Source organism: Vibrio crassostreae (assembly GCF_024347415.1).
GTDB lineage: Bacteria > Pseudomonadota > Gammaproteobacteria > Enterobacterales > Vibrionaceae > Vibrio > Vibrio crassostreae.
The window spans coordinates 2758335-2781495 of record NZ_AP025476.1; the positions used below are offsets into that span (position 1 = coordinate 2758335).

A 23161-nucleotide genomic window follows, 5' to 3' on the forward strand; every position below is an offset into this window, starting at 1 on the left:
GATTATTGCTACTCGATCGCCATTTCAAAAATGAGCTGAGGAGTAAAATTAACGACCAGCGTTAACCGCGAACTAAATAGTTCGCTTTACCTACCCACTTGTAACTTGTTAGCTCTTCTAAGCCCATGGGGCCGCGAGCATGCAATTTCTGGGTAGATACCGCCACTTCAGCGCCTAAACCAAACTGCGCACCATCAGTGAAGCGAGTTGATGCATTTACATATACCGCCGCAGAACCTACCGAGTTAATAAAGCGCTCAGAGCTTTCTAGGCTGTTAGTCATGATCGCATCTGAGTGACTCGCGTTGTGCACGCGCATGTGGTCAATCGCTTCTGCAACGTCAGCAACCACTTTTACGCCTAGCGTGTAGCTTAACCATTCAGTGTCAAAGTCACCTTCAACCGCATCACGTTGGTCTTCAAAGCCAGTTAGCAGTGATTTTGCACTCGCATCAGCAACCAAGGTTACCTTGCCCGCTAAACGCTGTTTCAGCTTAGTAAGGAAAGCTTCAGCAACAGCTTCATGCACTAGCAGTGTATCCAATGAGTTACATGCAGATGGACGTTGAACTTTCGAGTTTTCAACCACATCGACAGACTTCTCAAGATCAGCGCTTTCATCAACAAAGATATGGCTGATACCGAAACCACCGATGATCACTGGAATGGTGCTGTTCTCTTTACACATCTTGTGCAAGCCAGCACCACCACGAGGAATGATCATGTCAACATAGTCATCTAGCTTAAGCAGTTGAGATACGAGTTCACGATCCGGTTTTTCGATGTACTGAACAGAAGCCGCAGGAAGTTCCGCTTTCTCTAATGCAGACTGGATTACTTTAACCAGTTCCATGTTCGAGAAAAACGTCTCTTTACCGCCACGTAGGATACTTGCGTTACCAGTCTTCAGACACAATGCCGCAATATCAATCGTTACGTTCGGACGCGCTTCATAGATAACGCCAACCACACCAAGCGGTACGCGACGGCGAGACAATGACATGCCGTTTTCCAGTACCTTGCTGTCAATTTCGCTGCCTACTGGGTCATTCAGGCTAATTACGTTACGAACATCGTTAGCAATGCCTGTTAAGCGCTCTTCGTTAAGAAGTAGACGGTCAAGCAGTGCATCAGTTAAACCGGCTTCGCGACCTAGTTCGATATCTTTCGCATTCGCTTCTAAAATCGTTGCTGCGTTTGCTTCTAGTTCATCAGCGATGATCGCCAATGCTTTATTCTTTTGCGCCGTAGATGCGGTCGCTAGGTGGAAAGCAGCGTCTTTTGCTGCGATACCCATGTTAGTTAAATCCACGTTTAACTCTCCCTAAATTCTGTCTGTCTTTGGATGTAAAAAGGCGATTCGCGATGTCTAAACTCGCGGCTCATCGCCTTATCATCACGAGCTACTCTTGAATCACGACTAGGTCGTCACGGTGAATGACTTCTGACCCGTAATCGTAACCAAGGATGTCGCCAATATCTTTACTGTGCTTGCCTGCTATTTTTGCTAGGTCTTGGCTTGAGTAGCTAGCGATACCACGCGCTACTACTTTGCCTTTGCTGTCTGTGACTTGGGTAACTTCACCACGAGAGAACTCGCCTTTAACTCGAACAACCCCTTTAGCCAACAAGCTACTGCCTTTGGTGTTGACTGCGTTTACTGCACCGTCGTCGACCACAATGTCACCAGCTGAAGCCGGACCCGCTAAAATCCAGCGTTTACGGTTTTCAAGCGCTTCGGCTAACGGCAAGAAACGTGTGCCTTGTGGGTTGTCACTCAGTGAGTCAAACACCACATTTTCAGCACTGCCCGCAGCAATAATCACTTCGATGCCAGCGCGACGAGCAATATCCGCAGCCTGCAGTTTTGTCGCCATGCCGCCAGTACCTAACGTTGTACCGCTGCCGCCTGCAATCTTACGCAGTGTGTCATCAATGGTTTTCACTTCTTTGATGAGCTCAGCATTTGGGTCTTTACGAGGGTCAGCCGTAAACAGGCCTTTTTGGTCTGTTAGTAGCAAAAGCTTATCAGCACCGCACAAAATACCCACTAATGCCGACAAGTTATCATTGTCGCCCACTTTAATTTCGTTGGTTGCTACTGCATCATTTTCGTTTACTACCGGAATAATATCGTGTTCAACAAGTGCGTTGATCGTGTCACGTGCATTCAGAAAACGCTCGCGATCATCGAGATCAGCACGAGTCAGTAGCATCTGACCAATCTTAAGGCCATAGATAGCAAACAAAGACTCCCAAACTTGAATCAACTGGCTTTGCCCAACTGCCGCAAGCAACTGTTTGCTCGCCATTGAGTTGGGAAGTGCGGGGTAACCAAGGTGCTCACGTCCTGCTGCAATTGCACCAGACGAAACCATAACCACAGAGTGGCCTTGTTTTTTTAATTCTGCACATTGACGAACCAGCTCAACCATGTGAGCACGATCTAATGCCAATGTTCCACCAGTTAAGACACTGGTACCCAGTTTAACAACGACAGTTTTACGTTGTGTTGTTGTCCCGCTTTGATGATTTGTTGTCATGAAGTCTTTTATGGATAAAACAAATAAGAGGTGATGTTTTAGCAATCAAAAGGGGAATTCACAAGCAGAAAAGGTGCGAAATCGCACCTTTTTGCTTTATATAGAAGAGTAACCTTTAAAATTAGACGAATTCGACAGACTCTTCGTCTAATTGGATACTGATTTCAAACTTACTTTGAAGTTCATCAACCAGTTTTTTGTGGAAGGCTTCTTGAGTTCGAGAGACCTCAGCGACCGCCTTTTTAGGTAACGGCAAAGAATCCCAGTTACCATCGATGTTGTATTTACCGATATTGTACTTCGCCGAATATCCCTCTTCCGACTTGTCCAACTCCAGCCACCAGCCCCAAAACTCGCGTTCTTCTGGTGATTTTTTATCGTTCACACATACAGACAAGCAATCAAAGATATAATGACCTTCTTCTGATTGCGGTTCCCTCAAGTATGGCCCAATCGCCTTTAAAACATTCAACAAGCGGTAATGCGTAGGTTGTTGTGTCACTTCTGACATATTGAATCTCCATTTTCAATGTTAAGAATGACGTTACTCAGACTGTTATACGTAGAAACTACGCAATTGGATTTTATAAATTATTACTGAGTATCAGGTACTTAGTTTGTACACTTTTCATGCTTAACTAATTTAGGAGAAATGTCATCTAAATAATTCATCCTCAAGCCACTTTATCGCCAATTCGAGGGATTGCTCATAACCTTGTGTAATTGACTTAGCTTTGATTTTCTTCGCTTTTCCGTAATCACTGTAAATAGCAACCAGTTGATTATCCATCGGTGGTGATACAGGATCACCCTCTAAGGCCAATGCCAAGATAGGAACACTGGTTTTACTGTTTGACAGCAAACCTTGCACCTTCAGTGACCACGCCATCAATTGCCCAGAAAGACTATTGATATCGACCGCCCCTTTACCAAGACGCGAAGCCAACACATCCAAATGCATCTTAGGCATCTGCTTAAGTTTGTCGGCATGAACAAAGATATCGTGAATTGGCGCGCCTAAAGAGATACATGCTTTTATCTTATGTTGCTCAAGGAAAGATAATCTGACCATCGCATTGCCGCCAAAGCGGAAGCCAAATAAACCCACTTTGTGGTGATCCACCCATGGAATGTTAGGTAGCTCATTCAGCACAGCTTGGTGAAGACAAGACGAGTCTTCTGTCAAAGGCCAATGCGCACTGTGCCCTATCGATGGCATGTCTACCGTTAACATAGCAATGTTCTTAGGTGCTAAATAATCCCTAAACAAGCGCCACATATCAGTTTGTAAGCTATCGAGACCCGCGCTGACAATCACAACTGGTTGTGGTTTGTCTGTTTTAGTTAGATGCAAGTTCGCTTTGATCTTCTTGTTTTGGTACGGAATATCAATCTGCTTGACGATCAACTTGGTGTGCTTAATCGCTTCAGAATAGGCTGCGTTGGCCAACACTTGAGCCTGAGCTGCCAAATTGTCGTTCTTGAGATGTGGGTAACCCGCAATACTGAAACACAACGATGCTGAAAACAGCTCTTCAGCCATCTCTTCACCGTTCTTTTCATTAGAACGATTCTGATGTTGCATACCCAGCTTGGTCCATTCGTATGCCCAATTACCACTTCGGTAACCCATAACCGTATCAAGCCACTCATCGGTTGTACGAGAGTTATCTGATGACGCGATGCGAGCCAATACCGCTTCTTGCTCTATTGGATTAACGCCTTGCCATACCCACTGAAGACGTCTTAGGTTTCGGTACCATGATGAGTTTTGCTGTTCACGCTTCTCATCCAATAACGCTTCAGAGCTTGGCATGTATTGTGTCAACATTGAGGTCTCTTTCGCCTGCTTGTGCTTTACAAACAAAGTTTCCGAAAGGTTCGAGCTCGTTTCTTCTGGTTCAGACATTGGGATACTTAATAAGAAATGGTTGTCACTAATCATATAAAAAAAATGACCCTATAAAGGGTCATTTCTCAAAAAACTAAGTTTACGCTTATTTTGACTTGCGATTTACTGGCTCAACGTAGCTTAGGCTAGTATCCCAAGGTTGCTCAATCCATGTGTCTTGAGCGATATCAACAATGTACTCGTCTAGCAAATCAGCGCCAGATGGTTTTGCACATACAGCGATCAGTTTCGCTTTAGGGTACATTTCGCGAAGCTTACGTGCAGTGTCACCACTATCAACCAAGTCTTCAACGATTAGGAAGCCTTCGCCGTCACCTTCAGGTGCTTTAACTACTGTCATATCACGTTGGTGATCGTGGTCGTAGCTAGAAATACAAATCGTATCTACGTGACGAATACCTAGTTCACGAGCCAAGATTGCACCAGGAACCAAACCACCACGGCTTACTGCCCAGATGCCTTTCCACTGCTCTGCTGGCATTTGCTTTTCAGCAAGTTGACGGCAGTAAGTCTGCATGTTGTCCCAAGTGATAACGAATTTGTTGCTCATAGTATAAAACCTAATAATTTTGTCATGTTATTAGAGGCTATCTCAAACATAGCCTCTTCAGCGATTAAGCAGAAATCTAGACGATTAAGCGAAAATGTATTTAAGAATAAAGATAGCCGACATTACCCACACAGCAGGTGAAACGTCGCGACCTTTACCACTTAGCAGCTTAATTGCAGCGTAAGCGATGAAACCTAGTGAGATACCCTCAGCGATAGAGTACGTCAGCGGCATAAGCAGACATGTTACCACGACTGGTGCTGCTTCCGTAAGATCACGCCAATCAATGCCAACTAGGCCAGACATCATCAGAATTGCTACATAGAAAAGTGCACCTGATGTTGCGTAAGCCGGAATCATACCTGCAAGTGGCGAGAAGAAAAGAGCCAGTAGGAATAAGATACCAACAACAACCGCTGTTAGACCTGTACGGCCGCCTTCAGCGACACCCGCAACACTCTCAACATAAGAAGTAGTATTTGATGTACCTAGCAGTGCACCAATAGATGTTGCTGTAGAGTCAGCAAGCAGTGCTTTGTTCAAGCGAGGTAGTTTGCCGTCTTCTTTGATTAGGTTTGCTTTCGTTGCAACACCAACCAGAGTACCCGCTGTATCGAACAAATCGACGAACAAGAATGCGAATACCACTGAAATCATACCGATTTCAAATACAGCAGAGAAATCAAGCTGCATGAATGTAGGAGCAAGGCTTGGTGGTGTAGACATGATGCCGCCGTATTGAACGTCACCAATAACAATGCCAAGAGCTGTGATAGCTAGAATCGCAATCATTACTGCGCCTTTCACGCCACGGTGAACAAGAGCAATCGTTAGGAAGAAGCCTAATGAACCTAGGATAGGAGCAATAGCAGTAATATCGCCCAGAGATACTTTAGTTGCTGGGTTAGAAACAACGATGCCAGCATTGCTCAGTGCAATAAACGCTAGGAAAAGACCGATACCCGCAGAGATACCAACACGTAGAGACATAGGAATCGAGTTGATAATCCATTCACGGATCTTAAAGATACTTAAGAAAATGAAGATTACACCTGATACGAAAACCGCTGCCAGAGCAACTTGCCACGTATAACCCATACCCATAACAACTGCGTAGGTAAAGAAAGCGTTCAACCCCATACCTGGTGCTTGAGCGATTGGGTAGTTAGCAACAAAGCCCATGATGAAACAGCCAATAGCAGCCGCTAAACAGGTTGCTACAAATACAGCGCCATGGTCCATACCAGCATCAGCTAGAATCATTGGGTTTACAAAAATGATGTAAGCCATTGTTAGGAAGGTTGTTAGACCTGCGATGATTTCAGTGCGCACATTGGTGCCATTTTCACTGAGTTTGAATAGCTTTTCGAACATTATCGAATCCTATAAGGGTAAAAAGTAAACGGTTGCGTAATCGATTGGCTGTGGATTATAAAGTTATCAAATAACAAATTCCAGATAGAATTAAGGCTCTAATCGATATTTATCAGAATGCCGTATGAAACAAAGCGATTAAAAACGCAGTAATTACCAAGGAATAATCATAATAAACAGTTAATTAAGCCCATTAAGCACAATGAAAAATCTTGGTTACTTTTTCGACCATCGGTTATTTTGATAGAGAATCTAGCCATTAAATTCTGAATTCAAACCCACAAGAGTTGTGTATTTTTCAACAGGATCAGTAATAAGGCGCAAATTGATATTTTGGCGCTTAAAAAACAACCACGCAGAGCAACAGGAAAAGAGATGAGATAAAGCGGTTTGGAAAAGTAGCAGGCAAAAAAAACGCCACTCAAAACTGAGTGGCGGTAGAATCTGTCAACCAAAAGGGCTGTAAAAGAATTCCAATATATAGGGGTGAACAAAACTGTTCGAGTTACATGCTTACGGTATTAGTAACCAAAGCTTGTAGGGTATGCAAAGTTGCTAGTGTAAACAGAGCTGTTAAGCCAGAACATTGCAGATGGTAAACCTTTCATAACTATCACCTTAATAAATCAATAAAAAACAAATTTGATTTCTCGGTTCCTTGGAGGCGATAAAACGGACTCATCCTTTGAGCATTTACTCTTCGTCTCAGAAGCTGGTTATTAATATACCCTAAAGAAAAAAGATTACAAGCATTTTTTGCTATACGTCACACTTTTGGCTATTTATGGTTATTTTTCAAACTTATTTTCGTAATTAAATTACAGAAAAGAATTAAACAAACGTTTGCCTGTGTCATTTATAAGCATCAAAGCGCTTAATCATGATCAGATGGACAAGATCGCTTTCAAAATTTGAGCTATTTGAGGTTTAGAACCGCTACTCGTCAAAACACTCTAGTGGTATGCTGTTGCCATCAAAACAGACCCATATTTTAGATTTTTGTTCTAAGTTTTCACCTATAAAAACCCTAAATATATGGTTATCAAATAAAAAAGGAGTCATCCGTGTCTGAATTCCATTCTGAGATCAGTAAATTATCCCCTGCCCCTATTTGGCAGTTCTTCGATAAGATTTGCTCAATCCCACACCCTTCAAAGCATGAAGAAGAGCTTGCTCAATACATTATTGCTTGGGCAACAGAGCAAGGCCTAGATGTACGTCGTGACCCAACGGGCAACGTATTCATCAAGAAGCCAGCAACGCCGGGTATGGAAAACAAAAAAGGTGTGGTGCTACAAGCTCACATCGATATGGTTCCACAAAAGAACGAAGACACCGTTCATGACTTCGCTAAAGATCCAATCCAACCATACATCGATGGTGAGTGGGTTACAGCAAAAGGGACAACGCTTGGCGCTGATAACGGCATGGGCATGGCTTCTTGCCTAGCGGTTCTTGCTTCAAACGAAATCCAGCACGGCCCTATCGAAGTTCTACTAACAGTAGACGAAGAAGCAGGCATGACTGGTGCTTTCGGTCTTGAAGCGGGTTGGTTAGAAGGCGATATCCTTCTTAACACCGATTCAGAGCAAGAAGGCGAAGTGTACATGGGTTGTGCTGGCGGTATCGACGGCGCAATGACATTTGAAGTTGCACGTAATGCAATTCCTGCTGATTTCGTAACACGCAAGCTAACGTTGAAAGGCCTTAAAGGCGGTCACTCTGGTTGTGATATCCACACAGGCCGTGCAAACGCAAACAAACTGCTTGCTCGCTTCCTAGCGGGTCACGCGAAAGAGCTAGACCTACGCATCGTCGAATTCAAAGGCGGTAGCCTACGTAATGCGATCCCTCGTGAAGGTTTCGTAACGGTTGCAGTACCTGCTGCAAACCAAGAGAAACTGGCTTCTCTATACAACGACTACACAGAGCTTCTTTCAACTGAGCTAGGTAAAGTAGAAGACAGCATTGTTACTTTCAACGAAGAAGCTTCGGTTGAAATGGGCGCTCTTGCAGCAGCTGACCAAGCTCGCTTTATCGCTGCACTAAACGCTGCGCCAAACGGCGTGATTCGTATGAGCGACGAGATTGAAGGTGTTGTTGAAACATCTCTAAACGTTGGTGTTATCACAACAGAAGAGAACTCAATCACTGTACTTTGCCTGATTCGCTCTTTGATCGATTCTGGCCGTAGCCAAGTTGAAAGCATGCTGAATTCTGTTGCTGAACTAGCAGGCGCGAGCATCGAGTTTTCTGGCGCTTACCCAGGTTGGAAGCCAGACGCAGATTCAGAAATCATGCACATCTTCCGCGACATGTACGAAGGTATCTACGGTCACAAGCCAAACATCATGGTTATCCATGCTGGTCTTGAGTGTGGTCTATTCAAAGAACCTTACCCGAATATGGATATGGTTTCTTTCGGCCCAACGATCAAGTTCCCGCACTCTCCTGATGAGAAAGTGAAGATCGACACCGTTGAGCTATTCTGGAACCAAATGGTTGCACTGCTTGAAGCAATCCCAGAAAAAGCATAATTCGATAAGCTATGTTTGTTCAATAAATGGTGTTTCTAATAAATAGGGCTCTTCATTAAATAGCACTTTTCAGTAAACACCGTTTATAGACACAAAATAAAACAGGTACTCATTGAGTACCTGTTTTTGTATCTAATTTTTGTAATAAGCAAAAAATTTAAGCGCGTGAAGCTGCGTAGTTCTCTAGCTCATCAATTGAAGTTTGTGCAACCACTTCGCCATCGATGAAGTACGTTACCATCTCACCATCACGAACACCGATTAGTGTCGCTCGCTCACCAGATTGGTAAGTGATATCCATTTGGATTGTATTTTCATCAATCTGCTGCATCTGACCTTTTTCGATCATATTTACATTAGTGATTGGGCCTACCGGTGCTTCTGTTAGAGACGGATCTAGTTGATGGTTAATATCAAGGTAAGTATCAACCTTAGTATCAAAGATGTGCGGAGCACCCGTTAGTGGGTTGCTACCTGTCCAGAACTCTAGTGAGTTGAATACTAGGTAATCCGCTGCAACCGTTAGACCGTACGCAGGTGCCAACAGTAAGTTCAAACCGCCACGTGCGTAACGGTTATCAACCGCTTTAAGGTTGAACTTCATTAGGTAACCCGTTACTGCGTTGCTACCAACACAGCCAGACAAAGCAACAGATACCACTGCTAGTGCTACAACTTTTGAAATTGTTTTTTTCATTTTGATCTCGATATTTTAATTTGGCCGCCAAAAAATGGCGGTGGATAATACCAACGAACCAAATGACAAATATCAGCGCTAAATCAATGTATTGTCAGAAAATTCACAATTTGAAACACCCTTCAATTAACCAAATAAAAAACTGAAACCAATTCATAAGCCCCTTCATAAAAAACTTTTGTCGTCACCGTAAAGCAATTGATTCGTACTAAAAATCAACGATTGATACATTCCGTGTTAACGAATTATCACCATGTTGAGAACAACCTAAATGGCAAGACTAAAACCTAATCAACCATTCGAATTACTTGGTAATACTGTTCAGCCAGGACAACGAATGGAGATTGAACTGCAAGCTGCTCAGCTTTACACGCACTCTCCACTTTCGATCCCGATTGAAATTATTCACGGTCGCCAAGCAGGCCCAACACTGATGGTAAATGCGGCGATCCACGGCGATGAGCTAAACGGTGTTGAGATTGCTCGACAACTGACGAATGCTATCGATCCAAAGAAACTGAAAGGAACCTTGATTGTCGTGCCTATCGTTAACGTGTTCGGCTTTATCCATAAGTCTCGTTACCTACCAGACCGTCGCGACCTAAACCGTTGCTTCCCAGGTAGTGAGAAAGGATCGCTAACATCACGTATCGCTTACACTTTCTTCGAGAACGTGGCAAAGCACTGTGATTACATCTTGGATCTACACACGGGCGCGATTCACCGCACCAACCTGCCTCAGATTCGTGCAAACCTATCAAATCCAGAAACAATGCGCATCGCGAAAGCATTCGCAACACCAGTGATCATCGATTCACCACTGCGTGACGGTTCACTGCGTAGCGAAGCAGAAAAACTGGGGATTCCTGTATTAACTTACGAAGGTGGTGAAGCGCTGCGTTTTGATCATCTAGCGATTCGTGCGGGTTATCTTGGTGTGCATCAAGTGATGAAAGAAATCGGCATGCTGCGCCCTAACCGCAAAAAGTTGCCAGAGCCTGTGTTGAGTAAATCCACCAGCTGGATCCGCGCGGAATCAGACGGTATTTTGCGTAACATGGTAAGACTTGGCGAACAAGTTGAAGCAGGACAAACCCTTGCTTACATCAGTTCTCCATTAGGTCACCAAGAGGGCCAAGTGATCACAACCAAAGGCGGTATCGTGATTGGTCAACAAACTCTACCTTTGGTAAACGAAGGTGATGCTGTGTTCCATATTGCTTACTTTAAGCAAGACGATGAAGAAGTAGGACAATCAGTAGAAAGCTACATTGAAGAAGTAGCAGAAGACGATTGGCTAACTGCGCTGAATAACTAATCAGGCAATGCTTAAAAGTTTAAGAGCTCGACGTTAAAAGCGAGAAGCCAAACCGTGCTCTTAAACACAATAAAACAGAACTCCACAAACTAAAAAGCCCCAATATACTTTTAACTAGAAAGAGAAAAGTTATATCGGGGCTTTTTTTACAAATCCCTTATCTTAAAATTAAGGGATCTATAAATTAATCATGCACTGAATTACTCAGCGTCTTCTTGCTCTTCTGCACGAGCTTTAGCGCGCGCTTCACGTGCTTGCTCAGCTTTAAGCTCTTTAGTGTGACGTAGTTCGTCACGCTCTTTACGCTGCTCTGATTTACGCTCGTTACGTTCAGCTTGGTTAGCGATGAAAGATGCTAGCTCTTTCTCTGCCCACTCTTGTGCTAGAGCTTCAGTTTCGAAACCAGACTCACGCTTAGATACTGTAGTGCTGCGAGACGTTACTTGACGAGTAATCTCTGCACACCAACCGTTGCGTTTTTCTGTAAGGCGGATATCAAATTTTTTGTTCTTAGACATGTTCTATTTTTTCCTAAGGGAGATCATTAAGGGATCGGTCAACTTTGATAACTCCATCTAAGTGAGCATCTTTTAACACCATCCCTTGGTAAGCGCGGTATTAGAGCACAAATCAATGAATATTGCTGCAAATATTTGCAGCGGATCACACTCCAATGCTGAAAATCGTTTGCGCTTGATTTCTGTTAGTTCATAACTTCCAATTCATCATCAATTTCTGCCCTGTTTTATCGACAACAATGAAATGAACTATGCTCAAACAGAGATAAATGAAAGAGATACCTGCTTGCTCAGGTTTATAGACTCTACTGCCTCACCTACTCCGCCCATAATTAAAATAGCTAAGGAGTTGCTATGGATAGCTTCATCAAACATTTACCGAAGGTTGAGCTGCACTTACACATAGAAGGTACATTAGAACCAGAGCTAATGTTCGAGCTCGCCAAGCGTAATAACGTGTCGATTCCCTTTGAGACCCCTGACCAAATACGAGAGGCGTACCAGTTCCACAATCTTCAATCCTTTCTCGATATCTACTATCAAGGTGCTAACGTACTGATTCATGAGCAAGACTTCTACGATCTGACGTGGGCTTATCTGTTGAAGTGCCAGCAAGATAATGTGGTTCACACTGAGATATTCTTCGACCCTCAAACCCACACTGAACGTGGCATCTCCTTTGACACGATTGTAGGCGGCATTACCCAAGCACTAGAGCAAGCCACACAGGAACTCGGGATCAGCAGCCAACTTATCATGTGTTTTCTGCGTCATCTCGATGAAGGCAGCGCGTTCGAGACACTCAAACAGGTCTTACCTTACAAAGACAAAATCATTGCGGTTGGGCTAGATTCATCAGAACAAGGCAACCCGCCAGAGAAGTTTAAACATGTCTTCCAAGAAGCCATCAATCAAGGTTTTCTAACCGTCGCGCACGCCGGAGAAGAAGGCCCTGCGCAAAATATTATTGACGCTCTGAGCTTGCTAAGCATTACCCGAATTGATCATGGCGTTCGCTGTATAGAAGATGAAGAGCTGATGGAGCAGCTAATAGCCAAACGCACACCGCTGACGGTCTGCCCACTCTCGAATACTAAGCTCAAGGTCTTCGACACCATGCAAGAGCACAACATCGTCGAGCTGTTGAGAAAAGGGCTGTGCGTCACCATCAATTCCGATGATCCCGCTTACTTCGGCGGCTATATGAATGATAACTTCCTCGCCGTCGCCAATGCTCACCCAGTGACGAAAAACGAATTAGCGCAATTCAGTATTAATGCCATCGAAGCCAGTTTCATCTCGCCTCACGCCAAAGAAGATCTCATTACACAGGTACGCCAATACCTTGTTGCAAATACTTAATGAGTTATGAAGATCAAAAAGGGAAGCTCAGAGCTTCCCTTTCAGCATGGGTAGATAACCAATTAGCTTAGCCCGGGTGACCATCCACTCTTGGTGTTAATAGCATCATGCCGAACTTCCAGATAAATAGCCCAAATGCTAACGTCCATAAACCCGCACTGATGTTGACCATCTCAAATAAGTACGCCGGGAAAAAGGTCACACCTAGACTACGTACTAGCGCCGCGATAAAAATAGCCGAGAACGCCAAAGCCATACTTGGCCCTTTATAGATAGCACGACCGGTGTGCCCCATCGTCACGCGTGTAATCATCGCAAGAATTAACCCACTCAGACCACCAATCGCAAACAAGTGCAGCATATTGTGGCTCGCGAACGGGTTGTCTAACAGACCACGTAGCAGCAAGCTTAGAGGGATACATAGGTAAGCCGCATGCAGCGACCACACCAAAGGCTCAGACAAAGTTGTCCAAGGCTTCCAGCGGATAAAGCGTACCAATTGGGTTACACCTGCAAATACCATCAACTCATTGCCGACTTGAGCAAAGGTCAATGGGAAGAAACTCAACACAAATAAACCAACCAAAGGTAGATTCGCTAGCCATTCCAACCAAACTAAGGGTTGAGCTTTTTCAAAATCAAAACGACGCGCCGTGAAGAATGGAATAACTCGCCCACCCATTACAGACAGCAACAACGTAAACCACCACAACATCGCTTGCCATACCGCTGATGAAGGAAATGGAGGCATCCCCTTAATGGTCGCGTAACTAGCAAAGTTCGCCACGATAGCCAAAATAAACAGTGGTACAAAGAACAGATTCTTCCAGCCTTTCGACTTCACGACACGAAAACCAATTTCGTAGGCGGCGAAGATTAAGAACAACGCCTCAACCGACGAGATCAACCATAACGGAGCAGGTGTCCAAAACAGAATGCGAGGTGCGATCCATAAGCCAACAAGGGCAGCTAACCGATAGTGCTTGGTTCCGTTGACACCCGTCCACGTTTGTACAGCCGTTAACACAAAACCGACCACTATCGCCATTGAGAAACCAAACAGCATTTCGTGTACGTGCCACCAAAGCGCCGGTACTTTTAGCATTTCTGGCTGACCGTTTTGGAACATGATGACCCAAGCCACAATCGCGATCACAGCATAGAGACTGCCTAAAAAGAAGAAAGGTCTAAACCCCAAACGAAGATAAGCAGGAATTGCATCTTCTACACTTTTATCTGTGATATTTAACAAACTCGTTCCTCATTTCAGATAACAAGCCAAGTGTGGCTTCTGGGAATTGCTATTTAATAGTCAAATTCGTGATGCAGTAATTTCTACTGCCATATTACTTTCAACAATGCACGAAACGCGCCAAACAGAGAAACCTTTTAAAAACAACAATCAACGCACTTTTTCAAGTCAAAAACGAGTCAATTAAATACAATTAAAAGAGTCAATTTAACTCGCAAGTGTATAAAAATAAAAACGGCTGACTTTTGATGAAACGACACATATAGTAAGACTAGACTTAAATGGAACAACTCAGACAAGGAATGCGATGTATATTTTTGGTTATGGTAGCTTAATCAACTCATCTTCACGCCAGCTTACCGGTCAGACTGGGCAAGCGGTCCCTGCGATTGTTCATGGCTTAATTCGCCATTGGAGCAAGATCGATGACAGTTATGTTTTATCACCTTTGATCGTCAATCTCGGCAAGGGACAGGTGAATGGTGTGTTGCTTGAGGTGGATGATATTGCACTGGCTGAGTTTGATCGCCGTGAGCGAGGTTATCATCGAATCGAATTAAAGGCCTCTCAGATAGAAAGCCAAAATGAGTTCAAACAGGATCAATCGATCTGGGTTTACATCAAAGACGAGATTGAGGCTCCTTGCGAAAACAGCCCTATCGTTCAAACCTATGTCGACACGGTATTGGCAGGATGTTTAGAGGTGTCTGAAAGCTTTGCGGCGCACTTTGTTAAACACACACAAGGTTGGCATCACCCATTAGAAAATGATCGCCACCAGCCTAAATACGGCAATCTTGCTGGGGTTTCCGATCACCACCACAGTGTAATTGATGGCTTGATACTGACTGTACGAAGCTAGCTTATGTACCTTGTTAATGAATATACATAGCGAGTTAATTTAGGTTGGTGAACACATTAGATCACCAACCTAAAGAGAGCTTAAACGACACGAATACCTGCTGGCATCGCACGTTCAGGTGTCAGTAATACACTTTCAGATTCATCTTCCGTTTCGGCACATAACAACATGCACTCAGAAGTGTGGCCTCTCATCTTCGCCTTCGCTAGATTGCACAAAACAACAACCTGCTTGCCCATTAACTCTTCTTCTGTGTAATAAGGTACTAAACTGGTCACCGTTTGTAGCGTTTTGTCACCCACATCCACTTGCACGATGTAAAGCTTGTCCGCATTTTCATGACGCACAACCTCGATGATCTTACCGACACGCATTTCTAACTTAGCAAAGTCACCATAAGAGACAGTATCCATTTCTCACTTCCTATATTGATTTATTTTCACCCATCAAATCATTTACTAAAATTAAGTAAAATGTAAATGTTTACACTAGCATTAAGCCTAATAATTACAAGCGGTAAAGATCTCATTACTGGAAGTAAAATGAGAGTTTCGTTGCCTTACTATCATTGTCGGTGTTAAATAGATGCAGCAATGTATAGAGGTTAAAAATGGCAACAATTAAAGATGTAGCAAAGGAAGCTGGTGTTTCTGTTGCAACCGTATCTCGAGTGATCAACAAGTCTCCCAAGGCGAGTGCAAGCTCGGTAGAGTCTGTAACTAAAGCGATGTCTAAACTCGGCTATCGCCCGAATGCCAATGCTCGCGCTCTGGTAAGCCAAAGCACCAACACTGTTGGTGTATTGGTCGGTGACATCTCCGATCCCTTTTTTGGCACGCTAGTTAAGGCTGTCGATAATGTCGCTCGTGAGAACGGAAAACATATCCTTGTCGGTAATGGCTCACACGATCGTGAAGAAGAGAGACAAGCGATTGAGTTACTGATTAACAGCCGTTGCGATGCTTTGGTGATCCACTCAAAAGGCCTGACAGACGAAGAACTGATTGCCTATGCAAAAGAAGTCAAAGGCTTAGTGCTGATCAACCGTTATATTGCAGAGATTGCCAACCGTTGTATTTTCTTGGACAACAAAAAAGGCGCGTATCTTGCGACTGAATATCTGATCCGCCATGGTCATCAGAATATTGCCTGTATCGCTTCATCGCATAGCATTGAAGATGCCGATGAACGTATCCAAGGTTACTTAGCGGCACTCTCTGATTACAAAATTGCGCTCTCTGACAGCTATATTGAATACTCAGCACCCACCAGTGACGGTGGCGAATACGCCATGACTAACCTTTTGACTAAATCACTGCCAATCACCGGTATTGTGGCATACAACGATTACATGGCAGCAGGTGCTTTATCTGTCCTTGATGAAAACGGTATTCAAGCGCCGGACGAAATGTCGATCATCGGCTTCGATGATGGCTTGATTGCCCGCTATGTTCATCCAAAGCTAACCACCATTCGCTACCCAATTCAGATGATGGCAGAGAAAGCGACACGACTCGCGTTGCACCTAGCCAAAGGTGAAAACACCTCAACTGAGCCAATGATGTTCTCTCCGACTTTGGTACGCCGTAATTCGGTAGAGAAAGTCTAAGCTCTAGTCTACTCACCAAGCAATAAACAAAAAAAAGCCCTAACAGAATCGCTTCTGTTAGGGCTTTCCTACCTTACTCGGATACTCAACAATCGCGCTTAATAAACCGCACTCTTGTTGAGCGCCACTTTTGCTCATCCCCCAAGAACAACGCGATAATTCACATCGTCCTATTCACAAGCAAAAGACATTGGCGTAACCGTTTTGAGCTAGAGCGTACTAGTTTGAAGAATCCCCCGAAAATTCAAACTGGTAACAGGTACTGTAGTTATATTCTTGTTCAGGCTTGAGAATACAACTGTCCTGCTTCCACTCTGGGTGGTTAGGAGAGTCAGGTAAGAACTGGGTTTCTAGCGCCAAACCAGCGTAGTCTTCATAGCTACCACCACTTCGGTTTGGTGTGCCACCAAGCCAGTTTCCGGTGTATAGCTGCATCGCAGGTTTGGTTGAAAATACTTTTAGTGTGACGAGCGCATCTGGTGAGGTTACGGTAGCGGCACATTGAGTGCGCTTGCAGCCGTCAGCCAATAAAAAAGAGTGATCGTAACCCTTTGCTGCTTTCTGCTGTTCATCACCCAACAAACGCTCTGAGATCATCATAGGCTGATTGAAGTCGAAGCTGGTCGATTTCACCGATTTAAGGTTGCCTAACGGGATACCTACCGAATTGGTCGGTAAGAATTGATTGGCGTTGATGCTGACAATGTGTGACAAGCAATCGTGTCCGGCTTCTGCGCCAAGTAGATTAAAGTAAGCATGATTCGTTAGATTAACCACGGTTGGCTTATCGGTGGTTGCAGAGTAATTAATGGAAACTCGATTGTCTTCGGTGATGTCATAACGCACCGACACATTCAAATTCCCCGGAAATCCTTGGTCGCCATCAGCAGACTCAAGAGTAAACACCACTGACGTTTCAGTTTTCTCGGTAATATTCCAACGACGTTTATCAAAACCGTTCGGACCACCATGCAAGGTATTGCCCGCTTGGTTGGTTTCCAGCTTGTAGTTCTGACCATCAATTTTAAAGCGACCATTGGCAATGCGGTTAGCATAACGGCCAACGGTTGTGCCCATATAGCTGGCTTGCTTCTCGAAATTATCCATTGAGTTAACACCCAATAGCACTTCTCTTCTATTTCCTTTTACTGGCAAGATACAGCTCAACCACGTTGCGCCAATATCCATGAATGTCACTTCCATGCCGTGTACATTCGACAGCGTGACAAGCTGAGCAGGTTGGCCATCATAGGCTGCAGTTTCTGTCATGGATTGATGCAGGTTCTGCGCTTGTGTCATTCTAAATTCCTTCTACTGCCAGTAAAAAGCCTCTACGTTTGAGGTAAAGGCTTTAGTATTTGGCCTACCATGATCTTTTTAGTTGGTAAGCTCTATATTAAGTCTCGAAGCTGTTAGATTACTTCAATTAAGCCGGCGCCGTCTTTCGCTTGGCACACATAAATAGATTCTTTTAGACCCGTCGCCGCTTGATATTTCTGCTCCACAGTTGTTTTAATTTCATCAACCAATGCAGGTGGAACCAAAGCCACAATACAACCACCGAAACCACCGCCCGTCATACGCACACCGCCTTGCTCACCGATCACTTCTTTGACCATATCAACCAGCGTATCAATCTCTTTGACTGTGATTTCAAAGTCATCACGCATTGATGCATGCGATTCAGCCATCAGTTCACCCATACGCTTCATGTCGTGAGTACGCAGAGCTTGAGCCGCTTCAACGGTACGGTCATTTTCAGTAATCACGTGACGAGCACGCTTAGCAACCATCTCGTCCAACTTAGATTCTTTCGCTTTGAACTGTTCAATGGTCACATCACGAAGTGCCGGAACACCAAAGATGCGCGCCGCTTCTTCACATTGTTCACGACGCGTGTTGTATTCACTGTCGACCAAGCCACGTTTCTTGTTTGAATTGATGATCACCACCGCCATGTCTTCTGGCATTGAAACCGCTTGAGTTTCTAGGCTACGGCAATCCAAAAGCATCGCATGGTTCGCTAGGCCTTCAGCCGAGATCATTTGATCCATAATGCCGCAGTTACAGCCCACAAATTCGTTTTCAGCTTGCTGACCATTAAGCGCCACTTCGGCTTGGCTGATCTCTAGGTTGTAAAGCACCTTGAATGTTTGACCAATCACCACTTCCAGTGCCGCAGAAGAACTTAAGCCAGCACCTTGAGGCACGTTGCCCGTTACAGAGATATCTGCACCTGTAAATTCAAAACCGCGACCTTTTAAGCACTTCACCACACCACGAATGTAATTAGCCCACATCTTGTCTTGTTGAAATGTGATCTCTTGAGTTAGGTCGAATTCATCCACAGCATTGCCGTAGTCCACCGACACTACGCGCACGATGTTGTCGTCACGTTTAGCCGCTGCGACTACCGTCTGGTAGTTAATGGCACACGGTAGAACAAAACCATCGTTGTAGTCGGTGTGTTCACCGATCAGGTTCACACGACCTGGTGCTTGGATAATATGAGTCGCTTGGTAGCCAAGGACTTGCTCAAAAGATGCTTTCACGTTTTGGATTAGGTCAGACATAAGTAAACTCTCTGGTTAAACTCTTTGTTCAATTGGTTATGGCCCCTTCACGGCACCACTTTAATTCTTTTAGATTTCCCTATCTCGTTCATCTCTCACAATAGGGAATGACAACATCGACTCCTAAGTAACGAAGCAACCAAGCTTCTCACCTGCCGTCATTCCAGAATCGAGGGACGAGATATCAGGGATCTCGCTCGTTATCTACGAAGCAACGTATTACTGCTCTTTATAGTGAACGTCACTCAAATCACGAAGACGTTGCGCTGCTTGTTCTGCGGTTAAATCACGCTGAGATTCTGCCAGCATTTCATAGCCAACCATGAACTTACGAACCGAAGCACTGCGTAACAGTGGCGGGTAGAACAAGGCATGCAACTGCCAATGATCGATATCCGTACCTTCTTCAAAGAATGGCGCATAGTGCCAGCCCATCGAGTATGGGAATGAACATTGGAATAGGTTGTCGTAGCGACTCGTTAGCTTCTTAATCGCAAGTGCCAAGTCATCACGTTGTTCGTCAGTCAGTTCACTCATGCGGCGAATGTGTGTTTTTGGCAGCAACATGGTTTCGAATGGCCACGCAGCCCAGTAAGGAACCACAGCAATCCAATGTTCGGTTTCAACGACAGTGCGTGAGCCGTCTTTCATTTCAGCTTCAACGTAATCCACTAATAGGTTTGAACCTTGTTGCTCAAAGTATTCTTTTAGAAGCTTTTCTTTACGTTCAATCTCGTTTGGCAGAAAGCTGTTCGCCCAAATTTGACCGTGTGGATGAGGCTGAGAGCAGCCCATGGTCTCGCCTTTGTTTTCAAACGCTTGAACCCATAGGTAGTCTTTACCTAGCTCTTCAATCTGTTCATTCCATGTATCAATCACACCGCGAATCTTGTTTACTGGTAACTCTGGCAGCGTTTTGCTGTGGTCCGGAGAGAAACAGATCACGCGGCTCAACCCACGTACACCTTGAGTCTTGAATAGAGGGTTATCAGACTCTGGAGCGTCAGGCGAATCAGGCATCAAGGCCGCGAAATCATTACTGAATACATAAGTGCCGTCGTAATTTGGGTTTTCATCGCCCGAGATACGCGTATTGGTTGGGCACAAGAAACACTCTTTCTCGTACTCAGGAAGTTGCTCGGTCGATGGCTTTTCATCTTGGCCACTCCAAGGACGCTTTGCGCGGTGCGGTGATACTAAGATCCACTGACCTGTTAATGGGTTATAACGACGATGCGGGTGATCTACTGGGTTAAATTCAACTTTTGACATGTTTAGATTGCTCTCAAATTTTGTGTCTTGGTCAATTCACCAAGATGAATAATTCTTCTACAAGGAGATTCCCTATCACGCTCGTTCCTCGCTGTAGGGAATGACGTTCAGAAATCGTAGTTTTAAAATTCGTCATTCCAGAATCGAGGTACGAGATATCTGGAATCTCTCTGTTCTCATCTCTTATCTCTGCCTTCCCCAAAGAAATTAGAGATGCAGCTAAGCAGCTTCAATTACACAGGCTAGTAGCCGTTCGGGTTATTCGACTGCCAATTCCATGTATCCGCTGTCATCTCCATCACGCTACGCGTCGCCTTCCAGCCAAGCTCGCGCTCTGCTTTTTCAGTACTTGCCCAACATTCGGCAATGTCACCTGCGCGGCGTGGGCAAAGTTCATAAGGAACCGGTTTGCCTGATGCTTGTGCGAAGGCTTCAACCATCTCGAGTACACTTGAGCCTTTGCCCGTACCTAGGTTGTAAATGTGTAAGCCCGCTTTCTCACCAACCACTTTTAGTGCTGCGACATGGCCGTCCGCTAAATCCATTACATGAATATAGTCACGAACGCCTGTGCCATCGACTGTTGGGTAATCGTTTCCAAAAACAGCCAGTTTTTCACGGCGACCTACAGCTACTTGAGCGATAAACGGCATTAAATTATTTGGGATACCTTGTGGGTCTTCACCCATAGTGCCCGATGGATGTGCGCCTACTGGGTTGAAGTAGCGCAGTAAAGTAACGCTCCAATCGTTCTCCGCGTTGAACAGATCGCTTAAGCACTCTTCGACCATATATTTACTACGACCATAAGGGTTGGTTGTCGCGCCAGTTGGTGAAGTTTCAGTAATCGGCACCACTTCTGGATCGCCGTAAACGGTAGCCGAAGAACTAAATACGATGCTTTTCACGCCCGCTTTCTTCATGCTTCGAGCTAACACCAATGAACCATTGACGTTGTTATCGTAATACTCCAAAGGCTTAGCGACTGATTCGCCTACCGCTTTCAGACCAGCAAAATGAATCACGGCTTGGATATCGTTTTCTGAAAACACGTTATCTAGAAAAGATTGGTCACGAATGTCGCCAAGATAAAACGTTGGTCGCTTGCCAGTTAACGATTCAATTCGTTCCAGCACTAGCTCTTTGCTGTTGCAAAGGTTATCAACAATGATTGGCTCCATACCTGCCTGTATCATTTGAATGCATGTATGACTTCCGATGTAACCCATGCCGCCCGTAACCAGTACTTTCACAATCAACCTCTCTTTGTCGTCATTCGTGGGCTAACTCGAACTGACATTCAGCTCAGTAGCACCGTATGCCAGAAATAGTAGCAGCCATTTTGACTATAATTCTGTGATCAAAACCACGAAGTGTAAACGTTTACACTAACTTTCATCATTGGTACAGAACATGGCATAGAGATAACGTATAGCCATTAACTTCTAATTCATTGAATTTTAATAAGATAATTATAGATAGTTAGATTTGAGACATCACAGATGAGTTGAGCATTTATTTTACTAAAAGTTAATGCAATGACTTCCAGTTTGATTACAATAGGTCTGTAGAATAAAGAGGTGCATTGCTTTTTTACTAAATACCAATTTCAAAGCAGCGCAATGTTCCAATAACAGGAAGTGAGTATGGCAACGTTAAAAGATATCGCGACTGAAGCGAATGTATCATTGGCTACAGTTTCAAGGGTTCTCAATGAAGATCCAACATTAAGCGTCAAGGAAGAGACCAAAAGGCGTATCTTTGAAATTGCAGAGAAGTTGGAATACAAAACCAGCAGCTCACGAAAAACTGTTAGCAGTAAAAAACAAAACCATCACTTCCTAGCACTGTATAACTACAAGCAAGAAGCTGAAGTTAACGACCCTTACTACCTATCGATTCGCCATGGAATTGAAACCCAATGCGAAAAGATGGAGGTTAAGCTAACCAACTGTTATGAAAGTAAAATACAGATAAACTCAGCGCCGATAACAGGTGTTTTGTTGGTCGGACGAATGACACCAGAGGTTATCGAGCAAGCTAAAAAACTGAGCGATAATATTTGTTATGTCGATTTTACCGATCACTCAGAACCTTATGACTCTGTCGATATCGACCTGGCTTTGATCAGCAAAGAGATCACCAACTTCTTTATCAACCAAGGTTATGAGCGCATCGGCTTTATTGGTGGCCAAGATGACGTCAACACCCCAGATATTCGTGAAGTGGCCTTCGCAGAATATGGCAGCCTCAAGAACGTTGTCAGTGAGCAAGACATCTACCGCGGTGACTTCTCTAGCTCTTCAGGTTACAAGCTTGCAAAACAGATGCTCGCGACGGGCGACTACCCTAAAGCGATGTTTATTGCGTCAGATTCCATCGCAATTGGCGTTTTACGAGCAGTTCATGAGCACGGATTAAACATTCCTGAAGATATTGCACTGATCAGTGTAAACGACATCCCAACAGCTAAATTTACCTTCCCATCTTTATCAACTGTTCGTATTCACTCTGAACTGATGGGAATTCAAGGCGTTAACCTGCTGATTGAGAAAGTACGCGACGGCCGAACTATCCCATTACGCGTCTATGTACCAAGCAAACTTAAGCTGCGTGATACAACAAAATAGTTAAATAGATCAAGTAGATAAATAAAGGCTGCCTTTGTTGAAGGTGGCCTTTTTTGTGCCTATCACATACACCAATCGACACATATCCCCCTCTTTAACCTGTTGTATAAAACAGCCAATGGCATTCTTTTAAGTGGATCACACAGCACCGT

20 protein-coding genes are annotated in these 23161 nt (G+C 44.3%); 6 read left to right on the top strand and 14 right to left on the bottom strand.

The genetic code is table 11. The annotated features are described in order from the left end of the window. Positions 1 to 61 precede the first annotated feature (61 nt). The 6 genes from OC193_RS12275 to OC193_RS12300 all read right to left on the bottom strand — a co-directional run bounded on the left by OC193_RS12275 (position 62) and on the right by OC193_RS12300 (position 6379). Positions 62 to 1312 carry a glutamate-5-semialdehyde dehydrogenase gene (locus OC193_RS12275; protein WP_048664553.1) on the bottom strand — a complete coding sequence of 417 codons (1251 nt, stop codon included), beginning with the start codon at positions 1310 to 1312 and terminating at the stop codon, positions 62 to 64. A gap of 91 nt (positions 1313 to 1403) precedes the next feature. Continuing rightward, on the bottom strand, positions 1404 to 2588 hold the full coding sequence (gene proB / locus OC193_RS12280; protein WP_170960819.1) for a glutamate 5-kinase: 1185 nt from the start codon (positions 2586 to 2588) through the stop codon (positions 1404 to 1406). A 76-nt stretch (positions 2589 to 2664) separates the two neighbouring features. Next, complete coding sequence (gene crl, locus OC193_RS12285; protein WP_017060787.1) at positions 2665 to 3054, bottom strand: sigma factor-binding protein Crl; 390 nt, start codon at positions 3052 to 3054, stop codon at positions 2665 to 2667. A 144-nt stretch (positions 3055 to 3198) separates the two neighbouring features. Further along, the gene (gene frsA, locus OC193_RS12290) at positions 3199 to 4452 is read right to left on the bottom strand and encodes an esterase FrsA (protein ID WP_017060788.1); all 1254 of its coding nucleotides are present in this window, start codon (positions 4450 to 4452) and stop codon (positions 3199 to 3201) included. An 88-nt stretch (positions 4453 to 4540) separates the two neighbouring features. Continuing rightward, a complete protein-coding gene (gpt, locus tag OC193_RS12295; RefSeq protein ID WP_009847475.1) occupies positions 4541 to 5005 on the bottom strand; it encodes a xanthine phosphoribosyltransferase in 465 nt (154 codons plus the stop codon). A gap of 84 nt (positions 5006 to 5089) precedes the next feature. Beyond that, a complete protein-coding gene (locus OC193_RS12300; RefSeq protein WP_017060789.1) occupies positions 5090 to 6379 on the bottom strand; it encodes an NCS2 family permease in 1290 nt (429 codons plus the stop codon). A 1064-nt stretch (positions 6380 to 7443) separates the two neighbouring features. On the opposite strand from OC193_RS12300, the gene OC193_RS12305 reads away from it, so the two are divergent. Further along, on the top strand, positions 7444 to 8916 hold the full coding sequence (locus tag OC193_RS12305) for an aminoacyl-histidine dipeptidase (RefSeq protein ID WP_048658109.1): 1473 nt from the start codon (positions 7444 to 7446) through the stop codon (positions 8914 to 8916). 157 nt (positions 8917 to 9073) lie between these two features. On the opposite strand, the gene OC193_RS12310 is transcribed toward OC193_RS12305, so the two are convergent. Next, entirely contained in the window at positions 9074 to 9613 is a 540-nt protein-coding gene (locus OC193_RS12310) for a DUF3332 family protein (protein ID WP_048664552.1), read from the bottom strand. A gap of 271 nt (positions 9614 to 9884) precedes the next feature. On the opposite strand from OC193_RS12310, the gene OC193_RS12315 reads away from it, so the two are divergent. Next, complete coding sequence (locus OC193_RS12315; RefSeq protein WP_048664551.1) at positions 9885 to 10931, top strand: succinylglutamate desuccinylase/aspartoacylase family protein; 1047 nt, start codon at positions 9885 to 9887, stop codon at positions 10929 to 10931. A gap of 200 nt (positions 10932 to 11131) precedes the next feature. Here the strand turns inward: OC193_RS12315 and OC193_RS12320 are convergent, their stop codons facing one another. Next, on the bottom strand, positions 11132 to 11449 hold the full coding sequence (locus OC193_RS12320; protein ID WP_017056240.1) for a DUF3622 domain-containing protein: 318 nt from the start codon (positions 11447 to 11449) through the stop codon (positions 11132 to 11134). Positions 11450 to 11803: 354 nt separating this feature from the next. On the opposite strand from OC193_RS12320, the gene OC193_RS12325 reads away from it, so the two are divergent. Continuing rightward, complete coding sequence (locus tag OC193_RS12325) at positions 11804 to 12811, top strand: adenosine deaminase (RefSeq protein ID WP_048658112.1); 1008 nt, start codon at positions 11804 to 11806, stop codon at positions 12809 to 12811. A 67-nt stretch (positions 12812 to 12878) separates the two neighbouring features. On the opposite strand, the gene OC193_RS12330 is transcribed toward OC193_RS12325, so the two are convergent. Beyond that, positions 12879 to 14063: an NnrS family protein gene (locus OC193_RS12330; protein WP_017063328.1), complete on the bottom strand. Its 1185-nt coding sequence runs from the start codon at positions 14061 to 14063 to the stop codon at positions 12879 to 12881. Positions 14064 to 14370: 307 nt separating this feature from the next. On the opposite strand from OC193_RS12330, the gene OC193_RS12335 reads away from it, so the two are divergent. Further along, positions 14371 to 14925 (top strand): gamma-glutamylcyclotransferase family protein, encoded by a 555-nt coding sequence (locus tag OC193_RS12335; RefSeq protein ID WP_048658113.1) that lies wholly within the window; start codon positions 14371 to 14373, stop codon positions 14923 to 14925. Positions 14926 to 15005: 80 nt separating this feature from the next. Here the strand turns inward: OC193_RS12335 and OC193_RS12340 are convergent, their stop codons facing one another. Next, positions 15006 to 15338, bottom strand: coding sequence for a tRNA-binding protein (locus OC193_RS12340; RefSeq protein ID WP_017060796.1), 333 nt, complete (start codon positions 15336 to 15338; stop codon positions 15006 to 15008). A 197-nt stretch (positions 15339 to 15535) separates the two neighbouring features. Between OC193_RS12340 and OC193_RS12345 the strand changes: the two genes are divergently transcribed. Then, positions 15536 to 16534 (top strand): substrate-binding domain-containing protein, encoded by a 999-nt coding sequence (locus tag OC193_RS12345; RefSeq protein WP_048658114.1) that lies wholly within the window; start codon positions 15536 to 15538, stop codon positions 16532 to 16534. A gap of 219 nt (positions 16535 to 16753) precedes the next feature. On the opposite strand, the gene galM is transcribed toward OC193_RS12345, so the two are convergent. The 4 genes from galM to galE all read right to left on the bottom strand — a co-directional run bounded on the left by galM (position 16754) and on the right by galE (position 21632). Continuing rightward, complete coding sequence (gene galM, locus OC193_RS12350; RefSeq protein ID WP_048658115.1) at positions 16754 to 17833, bottom strand: galactose-1-epimerase; 1080 nt, start codon at positions 17831 to 17833, stop codon at positions 16754 to 16756. A gap of 113 nt (positions 17834 to 17946) precedes the next feature. Beyond that, complete coding sequence (gene galK, locus OC193_RS12355; RefSeq protein WP_048664550.1) at positions 17947 to 19107, bottom strand: galactokinase; 1161 nt, start codon at positions 19105 to 19107, stop codon at positions 17947 to 17949. Between the two features lie 219 nt (positions 19108 to 19326). Continuing rightward, complete coding sequence (locus OC193_RS12360; RefSeq protein ID WP_048664549.1) at positions 19327 to 20379, bottom strand: UDP-glucose--hexose-1-phosphate uridylyltransferase; 1053 nt, start codon at positions 20377 to 20379, stop codon at positions 19327 to 19329. Positions 20380 to 20621: 242 nt separating this feature from the next. Continuing rightward, entirely contained in the window at positions 20622 to 21632 is a 1011-nt protein-coding gene (gene galE / locus OC193_RS12365) for a UDP-glucose 4-epimerase GalE (protein ID WP_048658118.1), read from the bottom strand. A 393-nt stretch (positions 21633 to 22025) separates the two neighbouring features. On the opposite strand from galE, the gene ebgR reads away from it, so the two are divergent. Continuing rightward, positions 22026 to 23009, top strand: coding sequence for a transcriptional regulator EbgR (gene ebgR, locus OC193_RS12370; protein ID WP_048658119.1), 984 nt, complete (start codon positions 22026 to 22028; stop codon positions 23007 to 23009). Positions 23010 to 23161 lie beyond the last annotated feature (152 nt).

What these genes read in the sequence shown, in the direction of transcription:
- crl (WP_017060787.1), bottom strand. Translation starts at nt 3,054, where the DNA reads ATGTCAGAAGTGACACAACAACCTACGCATTACCGCTTGTTGAATGTT.
- frsA (WP_017060788.1), bottom strand. Translation starts at nt 4,452, where the DNA reads ATGTCTGAACCAGAAGAAACGAGCTCGAACCTTTCGGAAACTTTGTTT.
- gpt (WP_009847475.1), bottom strand. Translation starts at nt 5,005, where the DNA reads ATGAGCAACAAATTCGTTATCACTTGGGACAACATGCAGACTTACTGC.
- OC193_RS12300 (WP_017060789.1), bottom strand. Translation starts at nt 6,379, where the DNA reads ATGTTCGAAAAGCTATTCAAACTCAGTGAAAATGGCACCAATGTGCGC.
- OC193_RS12310 (WP_048664552.1), bottom strand. Translation starts at nt 9,613, where the DNA reads ATGAAAAAAACAATTTCAAAAGTTGTAGCACTAGCAGTGGTATCTGTT.
- OC193_RS12315 (WP_048664551.1), top strand. Translation starts at nt 9,885, where the DNA reads ATGGCAAGACTAAAACCTAATCAACCATTCGAATTACTTGGTAATACT.
- OC193_RS12320 (WP_017056240.1), bottom strand. Translation starts at nt 11,449, where the DNA reads ATGTCTAAGAACAAAAAATTTGATATCCGCCTTACAGAAAAACGCAAC.
- OC193_RS12325 (WP_048658112.1), top strand. Translation starts at nt 11,804, where the DNA reads ATGGATAGCTTCATCAAACATTTACCGAAGGTTGAGCTGCACTTACAC.
- OC193_RS12335 (WP_048658113.1), top strand. Translation starts at nt 14,371, where the DNA reads ATGTATATTTTTGGTTATGGTAGCTTAATCAACTCATCTTCACGCCAG.
- OC193_RS12340 (WP_017060796.1), bottom strand. Translation starts at nt 15,338, where the DNA reads ATGGATACTGTCTCTTATGGTGACTTTGCTAAGTTAGAAATGCGTGTC.
- OC193_RS12345 (WP_048658114.1), top strand. Translation starts at nt 15,536, where the DNA reads ATGGCAACAATTAAAGATGTAGCAAAGGAAGCTGGTGTTTCTGTTGCA.
- galM (WP_048658115.1), bottom strand. Translation starts at nt 17,833, where the DNA reads ATGACACAAGCGCAGAACCTGCATCAATCCATGACAGAAACTGCAGCC.
- galK (WP_048664550.1), bottom strand. Translation starts at nt 19,107, where the DNA reads ATGTCTGACCTAATCCAAAACGTGAAAGCATCTTTTGAGCAAGTCCTT.
- OC193_RS12360 (WP_048664549.1), bottom strand. Translation starts at nt 20,379, where the DNA reads ATGTCAAAAGTTGAATTTAACCCAGTAGATCACCCGCATCGTCGTTAT.
- ebgR (WP_048658119.1), top strand. Translation starts at nt 22,026, where the DNA reads ATGGCAACGTTAAAAGATATCGCGACTGAAGCGAATGTATCATTGGCT.